This is a genomic window from Micromonospora sp. NPDC049204, from assembly GCF_040647935.1.
Taxonomy (GTDB): Bacteria; Actinomycetota; Actinomycetes; order Mycobacteriales; family Micromonosporaceae; genus Micromonospora.
In genome coordinates, this window is the sequence record NZ_JBEZDC010000015.1 from 35,800 (window position 1) to 53,627 (window position 17,828).

18 protein-coding genes and 1 tRNA gene are annotated in these 17,828 nt (G+C 72.1%); 10 read left to right on the top strand and 9 right to left on the bottom strand.

Annotated features, from left to right (window positions below; genetic code table 11):
- The first annotated feature begins 56 nt into the window (after positions 1-56).
- The 4 genes from AB0A90_RS25315 to AB0A90_RS25330 all read left to right on the top strand — a co-directional run bounded on the left by AB0A90_RS25315 (position 57) and on the right by AB0A90_RS25330 (position 4,058).
- Positions 57-539 carry an MSMEG_6728 family protein gene (locus tag AB0A90_RS25315; protein WP_357252649.1) on the top strand — a complete coding sequence of 161 codons (483 nt, stop codon included), beginning with the start codon at positions 57-59 and terminating at the stop codon, positions 537-539.
- 29 nt (positions 540-568) lie between these two features.
- Positions 569-2,122, top strand: coding sequence for an FAD-dependent oxidoreductase (locus AB0A90_RS25320; protein WP_357252652.1), 1,554 nt, complete (start codon positions 569-571; stop codon positions 2,120-2,122).
- 67 nt (positions 2,123-2,189) lie between these two features.
- A complete protein-coding gene (locus tag AB0A90_RS25325) occupies positions 2,190-3,401 on the top strand; it encodes a hypothetical protein (RefSeq protein WP_357252655.1) in 1,212 nt (403 codons plus the stop codon).
- Between the two features lie 213 nt (positions 3,402-3,614).
- Positions 3,615-4,058 (top strand): HNH endonuclease, encoded by a 444-nt coding sequence (locus tag AB0A90_RS25330; protein ID WP_357252658.1) that lies wholly within the window; start codon positions 3,615-3,617, stop codon positions 4,056-4,058.
- A gap of 61 nt (positions 4,059-4,119) precedes the next feature.
- On the opposite strand, the gene AB0A90_RS25335 is transcribed toward AB0A90_RS25330, so the two are convergent.
- Together AB0A90_RS25335 and AB0A90_RS25340 are read right to left on the bottom strand one after the other, a co-directional pair.
- A complete protein-coding gene (locus AB0A90_RS25335) occupies positions 4,120-5,628 on the bottom strand; it encodes a serine/threonine-protein kinase (protein ID WP_357252660.1) in 1,509 nt (502 codons plus the stop codon).
- A 63-nt stretch (positions 5,629-5,691) separates the two neighbouring features.
- Complete coding sequence (locus tag AB0A90_RS25340) at positions 5,692-6,459, bottom strand: enoyl-CoA hydratase/isomerase family protein (protein ID WP_357252663.1); 768 nt, start codon at positions 6,457-6,459, stop codon at positions 5,692-5,694.
- A 185-nt stretch (positions 6,460-6,644) separates the two neighbouring features.
- Between AB0A90_RS25340 and AB0A90_RS25345 the strand changes: the two genes are divergently transcribed.
- Positions 6,645-7,175 carry a hypothetical protein gene (locus AB0A90_RS25345; protein WP_357252666.1) on the top strand — a complete coding sequence of 177 codons (531 nt, stop codon included), beginning with the start codon at positions 6,645-6,647 and terminating at the stop codon, positions 7,173-7,175.
- Here the strand turns inward: AB0A90_RS25345 and AB0A90_RS25350 are convergent.
- The 4 genes from AB0A90_RS25350 to AB0A90_RS25365 all read right to left on the bottom strand — a co-directional run bounded on the left by AB0A90_RS25350 (position 7,163) and on the right by AB0A90_RS25365 (position 9,783).
- Positions 7,163-7,807, bottom strand: a complete 645-nt coding sequence (locus tag AB0A90_RS25350; RefSeq protein WP_357252669.1) for a histidine phosphatase family protein — start codon at positions 7,805-7,807, stop codon at positions 7,163-7,165. The genes AB0A90_RS25345 and AB0A90_RS25350 overlap by 13 nt on opposite strands.
- Before the next feature lie 99 nt (positions 7,808-7,906).
- Positions 7,907-8,326, bottom strand: coding sequence for a VOC family protein (locus AB0A90_RS25355; RefSeq protein ID WP_357252672.1), 420 nt, complete (start codon positions 8,324-8,326; stop codon positions 7,907-7,909).
- A gap of 35 nt (positions 8,327-8,361) precedes the next feature.
- Positions 8,362-8,763 carry an AraC family transcriptional regulator gene (locus AB0A90_RS25360; protein WP_357252675.1) on the bottom strand — a complete coding sequence of 134 codons (402 nt, stop codon included), beginning with the start codon at positions 8,761-8,763 and terminating at the stop codon, positions 8,362-8,364.
- 39 nt (positions 8,764-8,802) lie between these two features.
- A complete protein-coding gene (locus AB0A90_RS25365) occupies positions 8,803-9,783 on the bottom strand; it encodes an AraC family transcriptional regulator (RefSeq protein WP_357252677.1) in 981 nt (326 codons plus the stop codon).
- Positions 9,784-9,873: 90 nt separating this feature from the next.
- Here AB0A90_RS25365 and AB0A90_RS25370 point away from each other — a divergent pair, with 90 nt between their 5' ends.
- Entirely contained in the window at positions 9,874-10,797 is a 924-nt protein-coding gene (locus tag AB0A90_RS25370) for an NADP-dependent oxidoreductase (protein ID WP_357252680.1), read from the top strand.
- Positions 10,798-11,029: 232 nt separating this feature from the next.
- Positions 11,030-11,947 carry a copper transporter gene (locus AB0A90_RS25375; protein WP_357252682.1) on the top strand — a complete coding sequence of 306 codons (918 nt, stop codon included), beginning with the start codon at positions 11,030-11,032 and terminating at the stop codon, positions 11,945-11,947.
- 116 nt (positions 11,948-12,063) lie between these two features.
- On the opposite strand, the gene AB0A90_RS25380 is transcribed toward AB0A90_RS25375, so the two are convergent.
- Positions 12,064-12,140, bottom strand: a tRNA-Thr gene (locus AB0A90_RS25380).
- A gap of 341 nt (positions 12,141-12,481) precedes the next feature.
- On the opposite strand from AB0A90_RS25380, the gene ugpC reads away from it, so the two are divergent.
- Positions 12,482-13,573 (top strand): sn-glycerol-3-phosphate ABC transporter ATP-binding protein UgpC, encoded by a 1,092-nt coding sequence (ugpC, locus tag AB0A90_RS25385; protein WP_357252685.1) that lies wholly within the window; start codon positions 12,482-12,484, stop codon positions 13,571-13,573.
- A 168-nt stretch (positions 13,574-13,741) separates the two neighbouring features.
- Positions 13,742-14,323: a hypothetical protein gene (locus AB0A90_RS25390; protein WP_357252688.1), complete on the top strand. Its 582-nt coding sequence runs from the start codon at positions 13,742-13,744 to the stop codon at positions 14,321-14,323.
- A gap of 48 nt (positions 14,324-14,371) precedes the next feature.
- Here AB0A90_RS25390 and rlmB read toward each other — a convergent pair whose 3' ends face one another.
- A complete protein-coding gene (rlmB, locus tag AB0A90_RS25395) occupies positions 14,372-15,517 on the bottom strand; it encodes a 23S rRNA (guanosine(2251)-2'-O)-methyltransferase RlmB (RefSeq protein ID WP_357252691.1) in 1,146 nt (381 codons plus the stop codon).
- Complete coding sequence (cysS, locus tag AB0A90_RS25400; RefSeq protein ID WP_357252694.1) at positions 15,517-16,932, bottom strand: cysteine--tRNA ligase; 1,416 nt, start codon at positions 16,930-16,932, stop codon at positions 15,517-15,519. The genes rlmB and cysS overlap by 1 nt, the downstream gene beginning before the upstream one ends.
- A 207-nt stretch (positions 16,933-17,139) precedes the next feature.
- Between cysS and AB0A90_RS25405 the strand changes: the two genes are divergently transcribed.
- Positions 17,140-17,760 carry a helix-turn-helix domain-containing protein gene (locus AB0A90_RS25405; RefSeq protein ID WP_357253043.1) on the top strand — a complete coding sequence of 207 codons (621 nt, stop codon included), beginning with the start codon at positions 17,140-17,142 and terminating at the stop codon, positions 17,758-17,760.
- Positions 17,761-17,828 lie beyond the last annotated feature (68 nt).

A 17,828-nucleotide genomic window follows, 5' to 3' on the forward strand; every position in this document is an offset into this window, starting at 1 on the left:
GTCCGGATCATCCCGCGGCCAGGCATGCCGGCTCCCGCGACGGGTAGTGCAGCCGCATGCAGACGTTCCTCCCGTACCCGGACTTCCTGGCCAGCGCCCGCACGCTGGACCAGAAGCGGCTGGGCAAACAGCGGGTGGAGGCCATCCAGGTGCTGCGGGGGCTCACCCGACCCGGGTACGGCTGGCGCAACCACCCGGCGGTGAAGATGTGGGCCGGGTACGAGGAGGCGCTCGTCCGCTACGGGCTGGACATGTGCGCGGTGTGGACCGAGCCGGGGCGGGCGGACACCTGCGCCACCACGATGACCGTGGACCTCGCGGCCGCCTGCGGGGCCGGCGTCGTACGGACCCAGGACGAGCTGGCCGAGGCTGGTGAGTTGCCGCCCTGGCTGGGTCGCGACGACCTGCACCTGAGCCACCGCTCGTCGCTGGTCCGCAAGGACCCGGAGCACTACCGACCCCTCTTCGGTGACGACGTTCCGACGGATCTGGAGTACGTCTGGCCTGCCTCGGACCGCGCGCGCCGGTGCCTCGCGTAGAGGAGACTGCCGGAGAGAGGTAGGTGCCCATGGCGCTGTCGCAAGTGGCGGGTCGGCTCATCGGCGTACGCCAACATCTGGTCGACCCGGGCGGCGGTGGCGCGGACCGCGTGCCGCGACCGAGCGCGGCGGTGGTGGTGGGCGGCGGCATCGCCGGCATGTCGGCGGCGGTGGTGCTTGCCGAGCGGGGCGTGGCGGTCACGGTGCTGGAGGCGGCACCGACGCTCGGCGGTCGACTGGGCGCCTGGCCGGAGGCGCTCGCCGAGGGCAGCCAGCAGAACGAGCACGGTTTCCACGCGTTCTTCCGGCAGTACTACAACTGGCGGTCCATCCTCCGCCGGATCGATCCCGACCTGGGCTTCCTCAAGCCCATTCCGGGTTACCCGGTCCTCAGTACGCAGTGGCCGACCGAGGAGTTCGGCAGGCTGCCGCCCGCACCACCGGCGAACCTGCTCGCGCTGCTGTTGCGCAGCCCCAGTCTGCGCCTGGGCGACCTGCGCCTGATCAACCGGGACGCCGCGCTGCCGCTGCTCAGCTACGACCCGGTGCGCACCTACGCCGAGTTGGACGACACCACGGCCGACGACCTGTTGGCGTCGCTGCGGCTGCCGGACCGGGCGCGGGCGATGCTGTTCGAGGTCTTCTCGCACTCGTTCTTCAACCACGAGGCGGAGATGTCGGCCGCCGAGATGGTCGCCCAGTTCCACTTCTATCTGCTCGGCAACCCGGAGGGGTTGGCGTTCGACTGCCCGGACGAGGACTACGCCACGGCGATCTGGGAGCCGCTGACCCGGCACGTCGAGAAGCACGGCGGTCGGGTCCGCACCGGTTGCGCCGCGACCGGGGTGCACCGGGACGCCGAGGGCTGGCGGGTGACGACCACCGACGGCGGCAGTCATCCGGCGGGTCACGTCGTGCTGGCCGTCGACCCGCCGGCGCTCGCCGCGCTTGTCGCGGCCTCCCCCGACCTGGTCGAGCAGGCACCGGAGCTGACCGCCCGGATGCCCGCCTTCGGCCAGCCCGGCCCGCCGTACGCGGTGGCCCGGTACTGGTGCGACGGGGACGTGGCCGCCGAGCGGGCGGTGTTCAGCGGGGTGTCCCGCCAGCCCACGCTGGACTCGGTGACGCTCTACCACCGGCTGGAGAACGAGTCGCGGCGTTGGGCGCGGCAGACCGGTGGGTCGATCATCGAGCTGCACGCGTACGCCTGCGAGCCGGGGGTGCCGGCCGAGGAGTTGGCCGAGCGGATGCGCCGCGAGCTGGTCGCGCTCTGGCCGGAGGCCGGCGACCTGCGGGTCCGCGAGCTGCGGGCCCGGGTGGAGGCGCAGGCGCCGGCGTTCACGCCGGGCAGCCACGCCTGGCGACCGGGGGTACGCACCGACGCGTCCGGCCTCTACCTGGCCGGCGACGGCATCGCCACGGACTTCCCGAGCGCGTTGATGGAACGCTCCGCGGCGACCGGGATCATCGCCGCGAACCACATCCTGCGCGCGGAGGGCGGCGCGGCGGAGCCGGTGCGGTCGATCCGGCCCCGGGGGCTGCTGGCCCGTCGCGCCAGCCCAAACCAACAAAACACAACATAAGCATCGGTACGCTGCCGTACGCTTGGTTGATCAACCGTCGATCGACCGGGCGGGAGGGCAGCGGGGGATGTCACCACTGCACCGCGCCGGCGCGGAGAACCGCCCACCAATCGGCGAGATCGGCCGCGACGACGCGTACCCACTGATCCACGACGAACGCGCCTGCATCGTCACCGCACTGCGCCTGGGCTGGTGGATGGCGGACGCCTACCACCACGGGCAGCACACCGAGTTCGGCGCCCCCGTCGAGGCCCGACCACCCGTACCGCCGGCCAAGCTCTCCAACCTCACCGAGATGTCCGCCCACCGGCGGATGCGCATGTACCTCGACGGGGTGGACGTCGCGCTGGCCCAGATCGCCGAACTCACCCGGCACACCGGGCCGGTGCCCGACACGTCCGCCGCCCGGACCCTGCTGCCCGACCCGGGTCGGCCCGACCCGGCCGACCCGGTGCCGCTGCTGCTCGCCCTCGACGACCTCAACGTCGAGGTGCTGCGCTGGGCGATGGCCACCAACCACCGGGTCGGGCTGGCCTACCGGCTGGGCCGATCAGTGGCCGACACCGTCCGAGCCGGCGACGCCACCCAGTTGCTGAAGCAGTTCGGGGGTCGGCAGATCCAGATCAGCCGCTGGCTGGACGAGTTGGCCAGCGTGCTGCCGCCGTACTCGGCCGCGGTGGTGCGCCGGTCGCTGGCCGCCTGGGCGACCGCGGTGGACCGGGCCGGCCACGGGGACCCGGCCGAACCGGCGCCCGCCGAGCTGAGCCGCGCGCTGCGGGGCCAGGGTGACCTCTGGCGGGACGTGCTCACCGGCGGCCTGCACCCCCGCGACCTGCTCGACGAGGAGGACTACGCGGTGATCGCCCGGAACCTGATCATTCGGGATCGGCGGCTGGTGGCGCAGGCGGCGCGGGGCATCTTCTGGCCCGTGCTCGTACCCCTGCTGCTGGTGCTCTTCGCGGTGGTCGGCGTGAGCGCCGCCGCGGCCGCCGGCTCACCGACCACTCGGGCCACCGTCGCCCTGGTGGGTCTCGGCGCCGGCCTGGCCGCGATCTGGCGGTCGGTCTCCGGGCCGGCGCTGGCGGTCGCCGGCGAGGTCAACCGGCCCCTGCTGGACAGCGAACTCACCGCGCGCATGGCCCTGCGGCTGGACCGGCCGCTGACCGCCGCCCGGCGCACGGCGGTCGTCGCACCCCGGACCCGCCGTCCACGCCGCCCGGAGGAGCCGGGCGGTCGATCGAAATACGTTGCCCCCCTCACCCACCCCGACCTACCGTGATCAGGCAAGGTCAACCACCGCCGCGGGAGCAGATCATGACGATGTCGCACGTCAGCACCGTGCCGTCGACGCTGCCCGGCGACGGCTGCCGAGCGGAAGGTCCCCGGGCGGGCCGGCCCGACTGACGCGTACCCGTACGCGCCGAGCCGCCCCGTCCACCAACCGGACCGGGCGGCTCTTCGCTGTCCGTCACCATCGTGAAAGGAAGCCCCGGTGGACGCCGTCCTCGTCATCAACGCCGACCTCGGCCCGCTGCACCGGGTCACCGTTCAACATGCCGTGCGGATGCTCTGCCGCCGGGTCGCCGAGATCCACGAGGCCGAGCCGGACCAGGTGATCGGCGTCTTCCCGATGCCCCGGGTGGTGCGGCTGGTCCGCTACGTCGTCACCAGGTGGAGGTTCAGCGGCGGGCCGGCCTGGTCCCGCGCCGGGGTCATGCGCCGCGACGACCGCTGCTGCGCGTACTGCGGTGGGCCGGCCTCCACCATCGACCACATCCTGCCCCGCTCGCGCGGCGGCCGGAACACCTGGCGGAACACCACCGCCGCCTGCTACGGCTGCAACCAGCGCAAGGGTGACCGGACGCCAGCGGAGGCGGGCATGCCGCTGCGCCGGGAGCCGGTGAACCCGGGCTGGGGAGCGCTCGCCGGGCGGTGACGGACCGGCCGGCGGGAACGGGGGGCCGCGTCCCGGGGCGCGGCACCCGCCGGCCCCCGGGTCAGGCGGCGCGTTCCTTCACCTGCGGGTTCGGGCGGCCGTTGGGGCAGTTCACCCGGATCTCGCTGCGGTGCTCGGTGGAGGTCAACTCGACCCGGATCTGCTTCGCCGGGCCCGGGTCGTAGGCCTCCGCCCGAAATCCGGGCGCGAGTGCCACCGCGAGCACCTCGGCGGACTTCCCCACGCAGCGGACGGTGATCGTCCCTCCTTGGGCCTGCACTGGCATGTCCGCGGAAAGGGTGGGCGTCGACGCGGCCGGGCCGGGCGTGGTCGGCGTGGGACCGGGCGCGGTGGCGGTCGGGGCCGCTGTCGGGGCGGGGGTCGCCGTCGGGTCCGGACCGGTCGGGGGGCCGGTCCGGGCAGCAGGCGCGGTGTCCTGGGCCGGCGGGACGGCGGACGGCCCGGTCGTGATCTCGTCGGCCGGCTCCGCGGCGTGTGGCATCCCCACGGCGGTGGTGCCCGGGCCCCGGCCGGTCGGGGGAGGACCCTCCTCCGGTCGACGATTGCCGAAGTCGCCGAGCGACCCGGCCATGGTGATCGCGGTGAGCACCGCGCCGCCGACCGCCAGGATGGCCCGATGACGACGCCGACGCCACGACAGGCGTCTCGTCGGAGCGGCCGAGTCGGCGGTCGCGGTGTCGGTCGGCTCGGCTGGGCCGGCCTCCGGTGTCGCGGTGACGCCCGTCCCCTCGGACGTCGCTCCGCTGATGGCGGCGAGCAGGATGCGGGCCGCCTCCGCGGCCGGCGGCCGATCGGCGGGGTCGCGGGCCAGACACCAGCGGTAGAGCCGGTGGACCTCGGGCGGCACACCGTCGATCTCCGGCAGCGGGTCCGGCTCGACGTGCGTGTGCGCGCGGAGCATCCCGGTCTGCGTCTCGGCCGCCCACGGCAGCCGGCCGGTGAGCACCCGGTGCAGCAGGAGGCCCAGGGCGTACACGTCGCAGGCCGGCAGCACCTCGCCGGCCTCCAGTCGCTCCGGGGCGAGATAGGCCGGAGTGCCCAGCAGCCGCCCCTCGAAGTCGATCTCCGACTCGCCGGCGACGGCCGCGATGCCGAAGTCGAGCACCTTGGCGCCGGTCGGCGTGAGCATCACGTTGCTCGGCTTGATGTCGCGGTGCACCAACCCCTGAGCGTGCGCGGCCGTGAGAGCAGCAGCCACCTCGGCGCAGACCCGTAGACCGTCGCGCGGCGGCATCGGCCCGGCCGCCAGCCGTTGTTCGAGAGTGAGACCGTCGAGCAACTCCATCACCACGAACGGGACCGGCGAACCGTCCACCGGCGACTCGCCGTAGTCGTACACGCCGGTGACGTGCGGATGCGACAGTCGGGCAGCCGCCTTGGCCTCGGCCCGGATCCGCTGCCGAGCGAAGGTGTCCGAGGCGACGAGCACCTTCACCGCGACATCTCGTTCGAGCACCTCGTCGTACGCCCGGTGCACCGCCGACATGCCGCCACTGCCGAGACGCTCCAGGAGCCGATAGCGGCCCGCAAGCAACTGATCACGCTGCACGACGGACAGCCTGCCGTACCGGCCGGCAGCGGGCCACCCCCTCCCCGCCGGCAGCCCGCGCACTCAGTCGTCGCTCGGCGGCCGCCAGGCGAAGCGCGGCGCACGCCGCTCGGCCATCGCCGCGACCCCCTCGCGGGCCTCGCCGGTGGTCAGCACCTTTCGATGCCACCAGGCGATCCGGGCCGCCCCGGCCCGGTCGTCGATGATCTCCTTCGCCGCGGCGATGCTCAGCGCCGACCGTTGGGCGATCGTCGCGGTCAACTCGTCCACCCGCGCGGCGAGCCGGTCCGGTGGCAGCACCTCGTCGACCAGGCCGACCCGCAGTGCCCGCTCGGCGTCGATCAGCTCGGCGGTGAACAGCAGATGCTTGGCGGCGGACGGGCCGACAAGCCGGGCCAGCCGGCGGGTCGTCGGTGCCGGATAGACCAGACCGAGCCGGGCCGGGGGTACGCCGAAACGGGCGTCCTGCGCCGCGATCCGCAGGTCGCAGGCGACCGCGAGCTGCGCACCACCGCCGACGCAGGCACCCCGGATGGCCGCGACGGTCGGCTTCGCGAAGCCGGCCAGCCGTTCCTCGGCGGCCACCGCGATGCTGGCGTCGCCGGCGTCCAGCAGCTCGGTCAGATCACCCAGGTCCGCCCCGGCGCAGAAGGCGTCGCCCGCGCCGGTGAGCACCAGCGCCCGCACATCGGGGTCGGGTTCCAGCCGGTCGAGCAGCTCCGGGAGCCGACGCCACATGGCGGCGGTCATCGCGTTGCGCCGGGCCGGGTTGTGGATCACCACCGTCGCGACCGGACCGGTCACCTCGACGGTCAACTCCGCGTCCGACACGTCCGCTCCTTCCGCGCCACCGTGGAGCGGCGCCGCCAAATCTGAGCGACGCCGCCAATCTGACCGCCGGCGTCGCACGCCGGTGCGGCGACCATAGCGAAGACGATCGGCCAAGCCCGGCGCAGGCGCGCTGCCCAAGCAATCTCGGGGGGGAACCAGCGGTTGGAATCGTTCGTCCGACGGACATGAGACCCGCATCGACGACCGCCGTCACGATCGCGCTCCTGACCGCCGTCCTGACCGGTTGCACAGGCGTCGACCGAGCTCCCACCACCCCGACCCAACCCTCGGCCAGCGCCGCTCCCGGCCCGGCCGACACCGCCACCCCGCCGCCTACCGGCGGCCCCGCGACCAGCGGCACGCCAACCCAGGTCATGTTGCGCACCTCCGGCGGCTTCGCCGGCCGCGGTGACGCCGTGACCGTCGAGCCGGACGGTCGGTGGACCGCGGTGGACCGGGCCGGCAGTCGACGTACCGGCCAGCTCACCCCCGCCGACCTCGGCCGCCTGACGGGACTGGCCGCCGACCCCCGGCTGGCCGCCGAGGCACGGCAGCCGACCCGCTCGACCACCTGCTCGGACGCGTTCAGCTACCGGCTCACCGTGGGCGGCATCGAGACCGGCTACGTCGACTGCCCGGCCGACGCCAGCCCACCGCCGGCCACCCAGGCCCTGGTCAAGCTGCTGCTGCGGGCAACCGGCACTCAGACCAGGTAGTCCGGGGGCAGGCCGGTACCCCGCAACTCCGGCGGAAGGTGGGCCACGTCGTTGACGGCGATCAGATTCGGCGGGCCGGCCGGGCCGTACCGGATCACGGTCAGGCCCGCGTTGTGCAGATTCAAACCCAGCCAACGCCGCTCCGGCGCGTCGAGCGCGTGCCGCACCAGCCAGGCGATCAGGAAGCTGTGCGTCACGACCAGCTCGCGGACCGGCTCGCCGTCGGGGGCCTCCCCGGGAACCGGGCCGGCGAACCGCCGCACGGCCGCCGCCGTCACCCGCGGCCCGTCGACCCGTTCGGCCGCCGAAAACTGCGCCAGGAACTTGGCGTACGCGGGTGGCAGGCCGGCCGGGTCCGTGTCGTGTGGGAGGTGGTCGCCGGCCAACTCCGACGCGTACACCGGGCTCTCGGGCAGCGACCCGGCGACCAGCTCGGCGGTCTGCGCGGCCCGGCGCAACGGTCCGTGGTGGACGGCGGCGAACCGGCGGCCCCGCAGGCGCTCGCCGAGCAGCGCGGCCTGCTGCCGGCCGCGCTCCGTCAGGCCCGTGTCCGGCTCGCCGTCGTCCGACTCCCGCACGGCGGTCAGGTCCTGCTCGGCGTGTCGGGCGAGGTACAGCAGGCGAGTCAGCATGCCGCCCACCCCAACACACCGGGAGGCACGGGCTCCACCCCGCACCTCCCGGTCCTGCGGCCGTCAGCTCAGTCGGCCCGGCCGACGCCGTCCGCTCCCCTACGCCCGCGGGAACATCTGGCCGATGCGGATCCGGTTGCCGAACGGGTCCCGGATGCCGAAGTCGATCCCGTACGGGCGCTCGGTCGGCTCGTCGGTGATCTCGACGCCCTTCGCCACGAGTTCCTCGTGCGTCTTGTGGGCGTCGTCGGTCGTCATGAAGAGGTACCCACCCAGGGCGCCCTTGGTGAGCAGCTCGCGGACCTGCTCGGCGGTGGCCGGGTCCAGCGCCGGTGCGCCCGGCTTCTCCAGCAGGATCTCCCGCTCCGGGTCGCCGGGCAGGTTGACCGTCAGCCACCGCATGAAGCCGAGATCCTGGTCGGTGTTGACCTCCATGCCGAGCTTGTTCACGTAGAAGTCGAGCGCCTCGTCCTGGTCGAGGACGTAGATCTGGGAGCGGCTGATCGCGTTCATCGTCATGCCCATGACGTTAGAGGGCGCCCGTGACCTGCTGCTTATCCAAAACTACTTGGTCGGGTCCAAGCCTTGGCGAAGCACGACGGCACGTTGCTCGGCGCGACGCGGTGCCGCCGGAAATCCGAGGGTGACTCGCCGACGATCTGGCGGAACGTCCGGCTGAACGTGCCCAGGCTGCTGAAGCCGACGGCATAGCAGATGTCCGTCACGTCCCGATCGGTCTCCACCAGCAACATCATCGCCCGCTCCACCCGGCGGCGTTGCAGGTAACGGTGCGGTGTCTCACCGAACGTGGCCCGGAAGGTGCGGATGAAGTGCGACTCGGAGACGTACGCGATCCGCGCCAGCGCGGGGATGTCCAGCGGCTCGGCGTACGCCCGGTCCATCGCGTCCCGAGCACGCAGCATCGCCCGGTTCGACTCCTCCACCGCGCGACTCATCGGCCCCCGTCCCGCTTTCGCTCACTGCCAGGCTCCAGGCTATCGGGCCGACCAACCGACACGGGCAGTCGTCGCCCTCGGCGGACCGGCGCAGCGGTATCTGCCGGGGGCGACCCCGTATCGACGCTTGAACGCGCTGGCAAAGGCGAACTCCGACCGGTAGCCGACCTGGTGCGCGACGGCGCTCAGTGGGGCATCGGACTCCCGAAGGAGCCGGGCCGCGATGGTCATCCGCCACCACGTCAGATAGCTGAGCGGCGGTTCGCCGATGAGGGTGGTGAAGCGACGCGCGAACGGCGCTCGGGACAGCCCTGCCTCGGAGGCCAGCGTCGCGACCGTCCAGGGCCACGCAGGGTCACGGTGCATGGACCGCAGGGCGGCGGTGATGGCCGGGTCGTTGAGCGCCGCAGCCCAGCCGGTGGCGACACCGCTGGTGGCCTGCTCGTCGAACCAGGCGCGCAGGATATAGAGCAACAGCGTGTCCAGCAGGGCGGGCACTATGGCATCCGTGCCGAGGCGGGGTCTTTGCAACTCAGCGGCGAGCAGGGCCACCGTGGCGCGCAGTTCGGGCTGACGCCCGAGGTGGGCGGGGAGGTGGATGAGGCCGGGCAGGTCGTCCAGCAGCGGATGAGTGCGGGCCCGATCGAGCTGGTAGGCACCGCAGAGCGTCACCGCGGTAGGACCGCCGGTGCCGACAGGTTCGCCTACGGTGGCGGTGGCGTAGCGCTGAAGGAACCGTCCGTCGTTCGGGTCGCAGGCGGGCGCGACCAGTGGGGTCGACGGACTGTCGGCAAGGGCGTGTCCCCTGCCGTGCGGTAGGAACACCACATCCCCGGTGGCCAGTGACACCGGGTCGGTGTCCGGCGGGATGAGCCAGCACGGCCCCTGCAGGATCATCTGGAAGCCCGCGGATCCCGGCACGGAGGCGAATCGTTGCGCCCACGGCGCCTGCCATTCCACCCGCGCTGATCGTGGCTGGCCGGTACGCATGACCGCTATCACGTCGCTGAGCACATCCACTCGGCGAGAGTATCGACGTCGAGACGATCGAGCATGAATCAAGGATCGAGGCAGATGGTCCGTCCTCGGCTTGCTCCATAGGTTCGAGGTATGAAAGCAGCCCGATTCCACGAGTACGGCGATCCGACCGTCATCCGTTACGAAACCGTCCCGCGCGCGGTGCCCGGCCCGGGTGAGGTACTCCTCCGGGTCGCCGCATCCTCGTTCAATCCCACCGAAACGGCGCTGCGGTCCGGGCTTCTGCGGTCGATACTCCCGGTCGACCTGCCGTACACGCTCGGCTGGGACGTCGCAGGCACCGTGGTCGAGATCGGTGGTGGCGTGCACACTCTCTCCGTCGGCGACCGAGTCATCGGCCGGCTCGACGGCGGCGGCGCCGCAGCTGAGTACGTAGCCGCCCCAGCCGACACCCTTGTCCCGGCACCCGCCGCCATCCCGCTCGCCAACGCCGCCGCCATGCCTGTTGCCGGCCTCACCGCGTGGCAGGCGGTGTTCGAGCATGGCCGCGTCACGTCCGGGCAGCGGGTCCTGGTCAACGGCGCGGGTGGCGGCGTCGGCGGGTTCGTCGTCCAACTCGCCAGGCACGCCGGAGCGCAGGTCATCGCCACGGCAAGCCCGCGCAGTGCCGCCGCCGTCCGCCGGTCCGGCGCTGACCAGATCATCGACTACACGGCCACGCCGGTCGGCGATGCGGTGGAGGAACCGGTCGACACCGTCCTCAACCTGGTCGCCATCGGCCCCGTGGAGGCTGCGGCCCTGGTGCCGTTGGTTCGGCCCGACGGTGTCATCGTCTCCGTCACCACCCCGATCGAACCACCTCCCGACGTCCCACTGCGCGCGGTGCACATGGTCGCCCGAAACGACGTGAATCACCTGGGCGCGCTGGTGAAGCTCGTCGACGCCGGCGCAGTCCATCTGGACATCGCCGCGTCCCGCCCGTTCGCCGATCTGGCCGCGGTGCACGACGACGCCGAGTCCGGCCGCACCCGCGGCAAGATCATCCTGGTGCCGTGACGGAACCCGTGGGCCGTTGCCGTGGTCCGGTCGACTCGTGGCGGTGACCATCTCGTGGCAGCGACCATCGGGAATGCCTGATGGAACTGGAATCCCGTTCAGGGCCAATCGACTGCCGTCAGCCGCCGTATGATCATCCAGGTTACCGCCGCTTTCTTGCCGGCGGCGGGCGGGCTCGCACCGCGCGGGTTGTCCCAGTGACTCGCACGGACCTCGTCACTAAGGTGCGCCGATGATCAATTTTCGCTACCACGTCATCTCGCTTGCCGCGGTGTTTGTCGCCTTGGCGGTCGGTGCGGTATTCGGCACCGCCGCAGCGAACGGTTACGCCACCGACGTGCTCCGGGGCTCGATCGATGCAGCGCACAAGACCAACGATCAGCTTCGTCAGACGACCGACGACCTCCAAGAGGAGGCGAGCCGTAAGGACGACTACATCAACGACACGGCGCCCGCAGTGCTGCGCGGGACGCTGGCCAACCGCCGAATCGTGGTACTGACGACACCGTCCGGACGCGACCGTGCCGAGGGCGTGATCGAAAAGCTTGAACTGGCCGGCGCCGCCGTGTCCGGGCCCATCCACATCCAGGAAGCATTCTTCGACCCGAAGAACAGTCTGGACCTGCTTGGGCTGACCCGCCGTAGCAGCCCTCCGCCGATCACTCTGCCGGGCAACAGTAACGGAGTCGAAACCGCTAGCGCCCTCCTGGCCACGACTCTGCTCGGACCGGCCAGCGCCCACCATCCGACGGTGCTGCCCGCCTTCGCGAACGCCGGGTACCTCGCCGCACCCAAACAGCTCGACGGCCCCTCGGATGGGGCGGTCCTGGTGACCGGGGCACCATACGTGGAGCGAAACTCAGCCGAGCGGAACGCCGCGATCGTGACCATGGCCGCACAGATCGCCCTGATCGGACGGACCGTCTTGGCGGGCACAATCTCCGGCGACGGCAGCTCTGTCGGGATAGTCCGCGGCGACGAAGCGCTGCACGCACGGATCTCGACGGTAGACGGTGTAGCTGGGGCGCAAGGTCAGGTCGCGGCGGCGCTCGCCCTTGCTGAGCAGATTACCGCCAACCGGGGAGGTCGCTACGGCACTGCCGGTGACGCTGACGCCCTCATCCCACGGCAAACGATCACCGGCGGATGAGCTTCATGACCTCATCAGGACCGAACCCCAGCCCTCACGCATGGGCCGCACGCCGCAGCGCCGGAGTGAAACTTGACGCCCCGGCGGCGGCACCGCCCCGAAACGCCTTGTGAAATTGGAGCCCCCGGCCGGGATCGAACCGGCGACATCTCGCTTACAAGGCGAGTGCTCTGGCCAGCTGAGCTACAGGGGCGCGTGCGTCGAGGTCAGCATAGCGAGTGACGTCCGGATATCCCGCTCGCGAGGCCTCCCGGGCATTGGAAACGTCAACAACCCGACGCGCAAGGGTGCACGGGCGTGTCGATTGATGGTTGAGCGTGCCCGAGTGACCGGAATGCGTAGGCCGTGGGCCAGGTTGGGTGCCGCCCTGCCTTGGCAGCAGGGGGAAACCCGTTTACGGTTCACTGACACGGGAGACAGCCCGGTGCCCCCGCGCGCCGAGCCGCCGTCCGCTGACCGGCACGGATACGTGCCGGTCGCTCCTTCACTCGGATCGTCCGGCACGTTCCTGCCGGTGAAAGGAAGCGCTTCACCATGGCTACGGTCACCTATTCCAAGGCATCCCGGGTCTACCCGGGCCAAGAGCGTCCCGCCGTCAACGAGCTCAACCTCGAGATCGGCGACGGCGAGTTCCTCGTCCTGGTCGGCCCCTCCGGTTGCGGCAAGTCCACGAGCCTGCGGATGCTCGCCGGCCTGGAGGACGTGGACGCCGGGTCGATCTACATCGACCAGCGTGACGTCACCCACCTGCCCCCGAAGGCCCGCGACATCGCGATGGTCTTCCAGAACTACGCCCTCTACCCGCACATGACGGTGTACGAGAACATGGCGTTCGCCCTCAAGCTGCGCAAGACCTCCAAGTCGGAGATCGACCGGCGGGTCAAGGAAGCGGCAGCCCTGCTGCAGCTGGAGGAATACCTCAGCCGTAAGCCGAAGGCGCTCTCCGGTGGTCAGCGTCAGCGTGTCGCGATGGGCCGCGCGATCGTCCGCGAGCCGCAGGTCTTCCTCATGGACGAGCCGCTGTCGAACCTCGACGCCAAGCTGCGTGTGCAGACCCGTACCCAGATCGCGTCCCTGCAGGCCAAGCTGGGCGTCACCACGGTCTACGTCACGCACGACCAGGTCGAGGCCATGACCATGGGTCACCGCGTAGCCGTGCTGCTCGACGGTGTCCTCCAGCAGGTGGACACCCCCCGCGCGCTCTACGACACCCCGGCGAACGTGTTCGTCGCCGGCTTCATGGGCTCCCCCGCCATGAACATCAAGACCGTCGCGCTCAACGAGCAGGGCGCCGAGTTCGCCGAGTTGAACATCCCGCTGACCCGCGAGCAGGTCGCGGCGGCCCGCGCCGAGGGTGGCAACGGCAAGGTGACCGTGGGCTTCCGTCCGGAGGACTGCGACCTGGTCAGCCCGACCGAGGGTGGCATGCCGGTCGTGGTCGAGCTGGTCGAGGACCTCGGCTCGGACGCCAACGTCTACGGGCACGCCGCGCTGGGTGGCAGCTCGGAGCGCTTCGTCGTCCGCACCGACCGGCGCACCATGCCGAACATGGGTGACACCGTGTTCGTCAAGCCGCGTACCGGTCGTAGCCACGTCTTCCACGCCGCCACCGGCGGCCGGATCTGACGTAACGCGCAACCGACAGGGGCGGTCCGCTTCGGCGGGCCGCCCCTGTCGTCGTACCGGTGGTGGCTCTTCACCCCGCGGAGCCAGCGCGGATGTGGCTCTCTGGGGTGACTCGGCACGGCGGGCCGCGCTCCTAGCCTCGTGGCACGCCCAACCCGAGGAGACGCCGTGTCCGCCACCGCTCAACCGATCAACAGTCCCCGGTCGTACCTGGTGGTCCGCCTGGCCGGCCGCAGCCTCGTCTACTGCGCGACGCTGGTGCCGGTCGCCCTGTTCGCGCTGGTGACGACCCCGTGGGGCGGGGCCGATGCCGCCGTCGCGCGGTGGCGGTCCCTGCGTACCGGACTGCTCGGCGCGCCCCCGACGCCCGTGCCCGGCCGACGACCCGGCCCGGTCGCGGTGCTGGGCCACGCGCTGCTCAGCCTGCTCCTCGGCGCGGTGGCCCTGCTGCCGCTCGGCGTCCAACTGCTGCTGGTGCTGCGCGGCGTGCTCTACGGCCTGGTGGTCTCCGGGCCCTACGACGACGCCTGGGGTGGTCCGACCCGGGCCGGCGCGTGGCTGGCGCACTTCCTCATCGGCCTGCCGATCGCCGCGGCCGGCCTGGCTGCGCTGATCGGCATCGCCGCCGTGCACCAACGGCTGACCCGGCGCCTGGACGGGGAGCGAGGTCCGCGCTGGTTACTCCCGGCCACCCTGCTGATGGCGCTCGCCGGGGCGCTGCTCTTCGTCTCCTGGACCCGGCAGATCTGACGGCGAGGCCCCCTCCCGCACCGGGCGGAAGGGGCCTCGTCGACGTCGTTACAGCTCGACCGAACGGCGGCGGGCGACCTCGGCGAGGGTGACCGCGGCGGCCACGCTGGCGTTCAGCGACTCGACCTCGGAGATCATCGGGATGCTGACGGTGAGGTCGCAGGTCTCCCCGACCAGGCGGGACAGCCCGCGCCCCTCGGAACCGACCACGACCACCAGGGGGCCGACGGCGGCCTCCAGGTCGTACAGGTCGGTGTCACCGTCGGCGTCCAGGCCGACCACCATGAAGCCGGCGTCGCGGCACGCCTTCAGCGACCGGGTCAGGTTGGTCACCTGCGCCACGGGCACCCGCGCGGCCGCGCCGGCGCTGGTCCGCCAGGCGGTCGCGGTGATCCCAGCGGCACGACGCTCGGGTACGAAGACACCCTGCGCGCCGAACGCGGCAGCCGAGCGGATCACGGCGCCCAGGTTGCGCGGGTCGGTGACACCGTCCAGCGCCACAAGCAGCGGGGCCTGCTGCTCCAGGGCGGCGGCGACCATGTCCTCGAACGGCTGGTACGCGAACGGCGGCACCTGCAACCCGACGCCCTGGTGCAGCACCCCGCCGGTCATCCGGTCCAGCTCGGCCCGGCTGATCTCCAGGTTGGCGATGCCCCGGTCGGCGGCAGTCCGGATGATCTCGTTGATCCGGTCGTCCATGTCGATGCCCTGCGCGGTGTAGAGCGCAGTCGCCGGCACCTGGGCGCGCAGCGCCTCCAGCACCGGGTTGCGCCCGACCAGCAGCTCCGGCGTGTCCTTGCTCGGGTTGGACTTGCGCCCCGGCGCGACCCGAGGGCCGCCTCGGCCACCGGTGGCACCCCGGCCGCCGGTTGCACCTCTACCGGTGGCGGCACCCCGGCCGCCCGGTACGCCCCGACCGCCGCCCCGGCCCCAGGTGGTGTCCTTGCTGCCCGGCTGACCGATCTTGGGGGCGCGCCCCTCCTCAGCCGCCGCGCGACGCTCCTTGTCCTGCTTCCAGGCGGTGCGCTGGGGCAGCTTCTCGGTGCCCGAGTAGCCCTTGTGCCACGGCCGCTCGTCGGCGGGCAGGGTGCGCCCCCTCCCGGCCAACGAGTCCTTGTTCTTGCCGCCGGTGCCCTTGGGGGCGCCTGCCTTCGACGTCAGTCGCCGGCCACGGCGCTGCGAGTTGCCGGCCATCAGTCCTGCTCTCCAATAGTCCAACGGGGGCCCTGGGGGGTGTCCTCGACCACCACACCGGCCAGCTTGAGCTGGTCCCGTACCGCGTCGGCGGCAGCCCAGTCCTTGCGGCCCCGGGCCTGCGCGCGCTGCTCCAGGGCCAACGCGATCAGGGAGTCCACCACGGCACGTAGATCATCCGTGCGGCCACCGCCGGTCCAGGCCGGGCTGAGAGGGTCGACCCCGAGGATATCCAGCATCGCCCGTGCCGCGGCCAGGGTGGTGCGGACGGTCACATCGTCGCCGACGCTCAGCGCGGTGTTGCCGTCCCGAATGTGCTGTTGCAGCACAGCCAGCGCGGCGGACGTGTTGAGGTCGTCGTCCATCGCCGCGACGAAGCCGCCGGGCAGCTCGCCGGGCTGACCGACGCCGACCCGCTCGGCCGCCCGCTGCACGAAACCCTCGATCCGGCGGTACGCGGTCGCGGCGTCGCGGAGCGAGTCCTCCGAGTAGTCGATCACCGAGCGGTAGTGCGCGGCGGCATAGTAGTAACGCAGCTCGACCGGCCGCACCCCGAGCGAGTCCACGTACGCCAGGTCGAGCGCGTTGCCGGCCGACTTGCCCATCTTGGCCCCGCCGATGCTCAGCAGACCGTGGTGCACCCAGTGGCGGGCGAACGGCAGACCGGCGGCCTTGGACTGGGCGATCTCGTTCTCGTGGTGCGGGAACGTCAGGTCCAGCCCGCCGCCGTGGATGTCGAACTCCGGGCCGAGATACCGCCAGCACATCGCCGAGCACTCGATGTGCCAACCCGGGCGGCCGAGCCCCCACGGCGACGGCCAGTAGGCGTCCGCCGGCTCGTCCGGTTTAGCGCCCTTCCAGAGCGCGAAGTCGCGCGGGTCCCGCTTGCCCCGGTCGGGGGCGTCCCCGGCCGACTGCATCGCGTCCGGAGACTGGCCCGACAGCGACCCGTACGCCGGCCACGACGCCACGTCGAAGTAGACGTCGCCGGAGCCGTCGGTGGCCGGGTACGCGTGCCCGTCGGCGATCAACTTGGTGATCAGCTCGTGCATCTCCGGGATGTGCCCGGTGGCGCGCGGCTCATAGGTGGGCGGCAGTACGTTCAACGCCCGGTACGACTCGGCGAGGAGCAGTTCGTTCGCGTACGCGATCGACCAGAACGGTCGCCCCTGCTCGCCCGCCTTGACCAGGAGCTTGTCGTCGATGTCGGTCAGGTTGCGGATGAAGGTGACCTCGTAGCCGGCGGCCAGCAGCCACCGTCGCAGCACGTCATAGTTGACGCCGGAGCGAAGGTGACCGATGTGCGGCGGAGACTGGAGGGTGAGACCACACAGGTAGACCCCCACCTTGCCGGCTTCCCGGGGGACGAAGTCCCGCACCGATCGGGTGGCGGTGTCATACAGGCGTAGTGTCACCGTACAAGGGTAGCTGTCCGTGCCTGTCCGGACCTGCCGGTGCCGGGTCGTACGCTGCCAGGCGTGGACGCGACCGCACGCTCCGGCGATACTCCAGCCCCCACCGACGCGGTGCCGGGGCAGGCCAGCCCGATCGGACAAGCCGGCCCGGTCGGACAAGCCAGCGCGGTCGGGCGTGCCGATGCCGTGGCGGGACGTCCCGGAGAGATGTCGCAGACCCTCGACCGAGGGTTACGGCTGCTGCACCTGGTTGCCGACGCCGCAGGCGGCCTGACCGTCACCGAGGCCGCCAACCGGCTCGGCATCGGCCGGGCCGCCGTCTACCGGTTGGTCGGCCCACTGACCGGGCACGGCATGCTGCGCCGCGACGGCGACGGTCGGCTGCGCCTCGGCGCCGGGCTGCTGCACCTGGCCCGACGGGCCCAGCCGCTGCTCGCCGAAGGTGCCCTGCCCGCGCTACGCCGCCTCGCCGAGCAGGCCGGCGCAACCGCACATCTGACCGTCGTCGAGGGTGGCGAGGGCGTCGCGATGGCCGTGGTCGAGCCAACCTGGACGTCGTTCCACGTCGCGTACCGCGCCGGGGCACGGCACCCGCTGGATCGAGGGGCGGCGGGCCGAGCCATCCTGGCCGGCCGAGCCGGAGAGGCGACGCCGGTGAGCAGCAGCGGGGAGTTGCAGGCCGGGGCGTACGGGGTGGCCGCACCGGTGCTCGGCGTGCCCGGGTTGGAGGCCAGCGTCGGCGTGGTCGCGCTCGCTCCACTGGACGTCGACACGATCGGACCCCAGGTGCTGGCCGCCGCCACAGCCATCACCACCGCCCTCAGCTGATCCCGACCGCCGCCCCACCACCTCGCGCCCGGCCCGGCACTGCCATTGATCGACTCGGGTTCAAGGAT

Excerpts from the sequence above, each read along its gene's own strand:
- AB0A90_RS25320 (WP_357252652.1), top strand. The coding sequence starts at position 569 with ATGGCGCTGTCGCAAGTGGCGGGTCGGCTCATCGGCGTACGCCAACAT.
- AB0A90_RS25350 (WP_357252669.1), bottom strand. The coding sequence starts at position 7,807 with ATGCTGACTCGCCTGCTGTACCTCGCCCGACACGCCGAGCAGGACCTG.
- AB0A90_RS25375 (WP_357252682.1), top strand. The coding sequence starts at position 11,030 with ATGATCAATTTTCGCTACCACGTCATCTCGCTTGCCGCGGTGTTTGTC.
- ugpC (WP_357252685.1), top strand. The coding sequence starts at position 12,482 with ATGGCTACGGTCACCTATTCCAAGGCATCCCGGGTCTACCCGGGCCAA.
- AB0A90_RS25315 (WP_357252649.1), top strand. The coding sequence starts at position 57 with ATGCAGACGTTCCTCCCGTACCCGGACTTCCTGGCCAGCGCCCGCACG.
- AB0A90_RS25405 (WP_357253043.1), top strand. The coding sequence starts at position 17,140 with ATGTCGCAGACCCTCGACCGAGGGTTACGGCTGCTGCACCTGGTTGCC.
- AB0A90_RS25325 (WP_357252655.1), top strand. The coding sequence starts at position 2,190 with ATGTCACCACTGCACCGCGCCGGCGCGGAGAACCGCCCACCAATCGGC.
- AB0A90_RS25345 (WP_357252666.1), top strand. The coding sequence starts at position 6,645 with ATGAGACCCGCATCGACGACCGCCGTCACGATCGCGCTCCTGACCGCC.
- AB0A90_RS25370 (WP_357252680.1), top strand. The coding sequence starts at position 9,874 with ATGAAAGCAGCCCGATTCCACGAGTACGGCGATCCGACCGTCATCCGT.
- AB0A90_RS25355 (WP_357252672.1), bottom strand. The coding sequence starts at position 8,326 with ATGACGATGAACGCGATCAGCCGCTCCCAGATCTACGTCCTCGACCAG.
- AB0A90_RS25360 (WP_357252675.1), bottom strand. The coding sequence starts at position 8,763 with ATGAGTCGCGCGGTGGAGGAGTCGAACCGGGCGATGCTGCGTGCTCGG.
- rlmB (WP_357252691.1), bottom strand. The coding sequence starts at position 15,517 with ATGGCCGGCAACTCGCAGCGCCGTGGCCGGCGACTGACGTCGAAGGCA.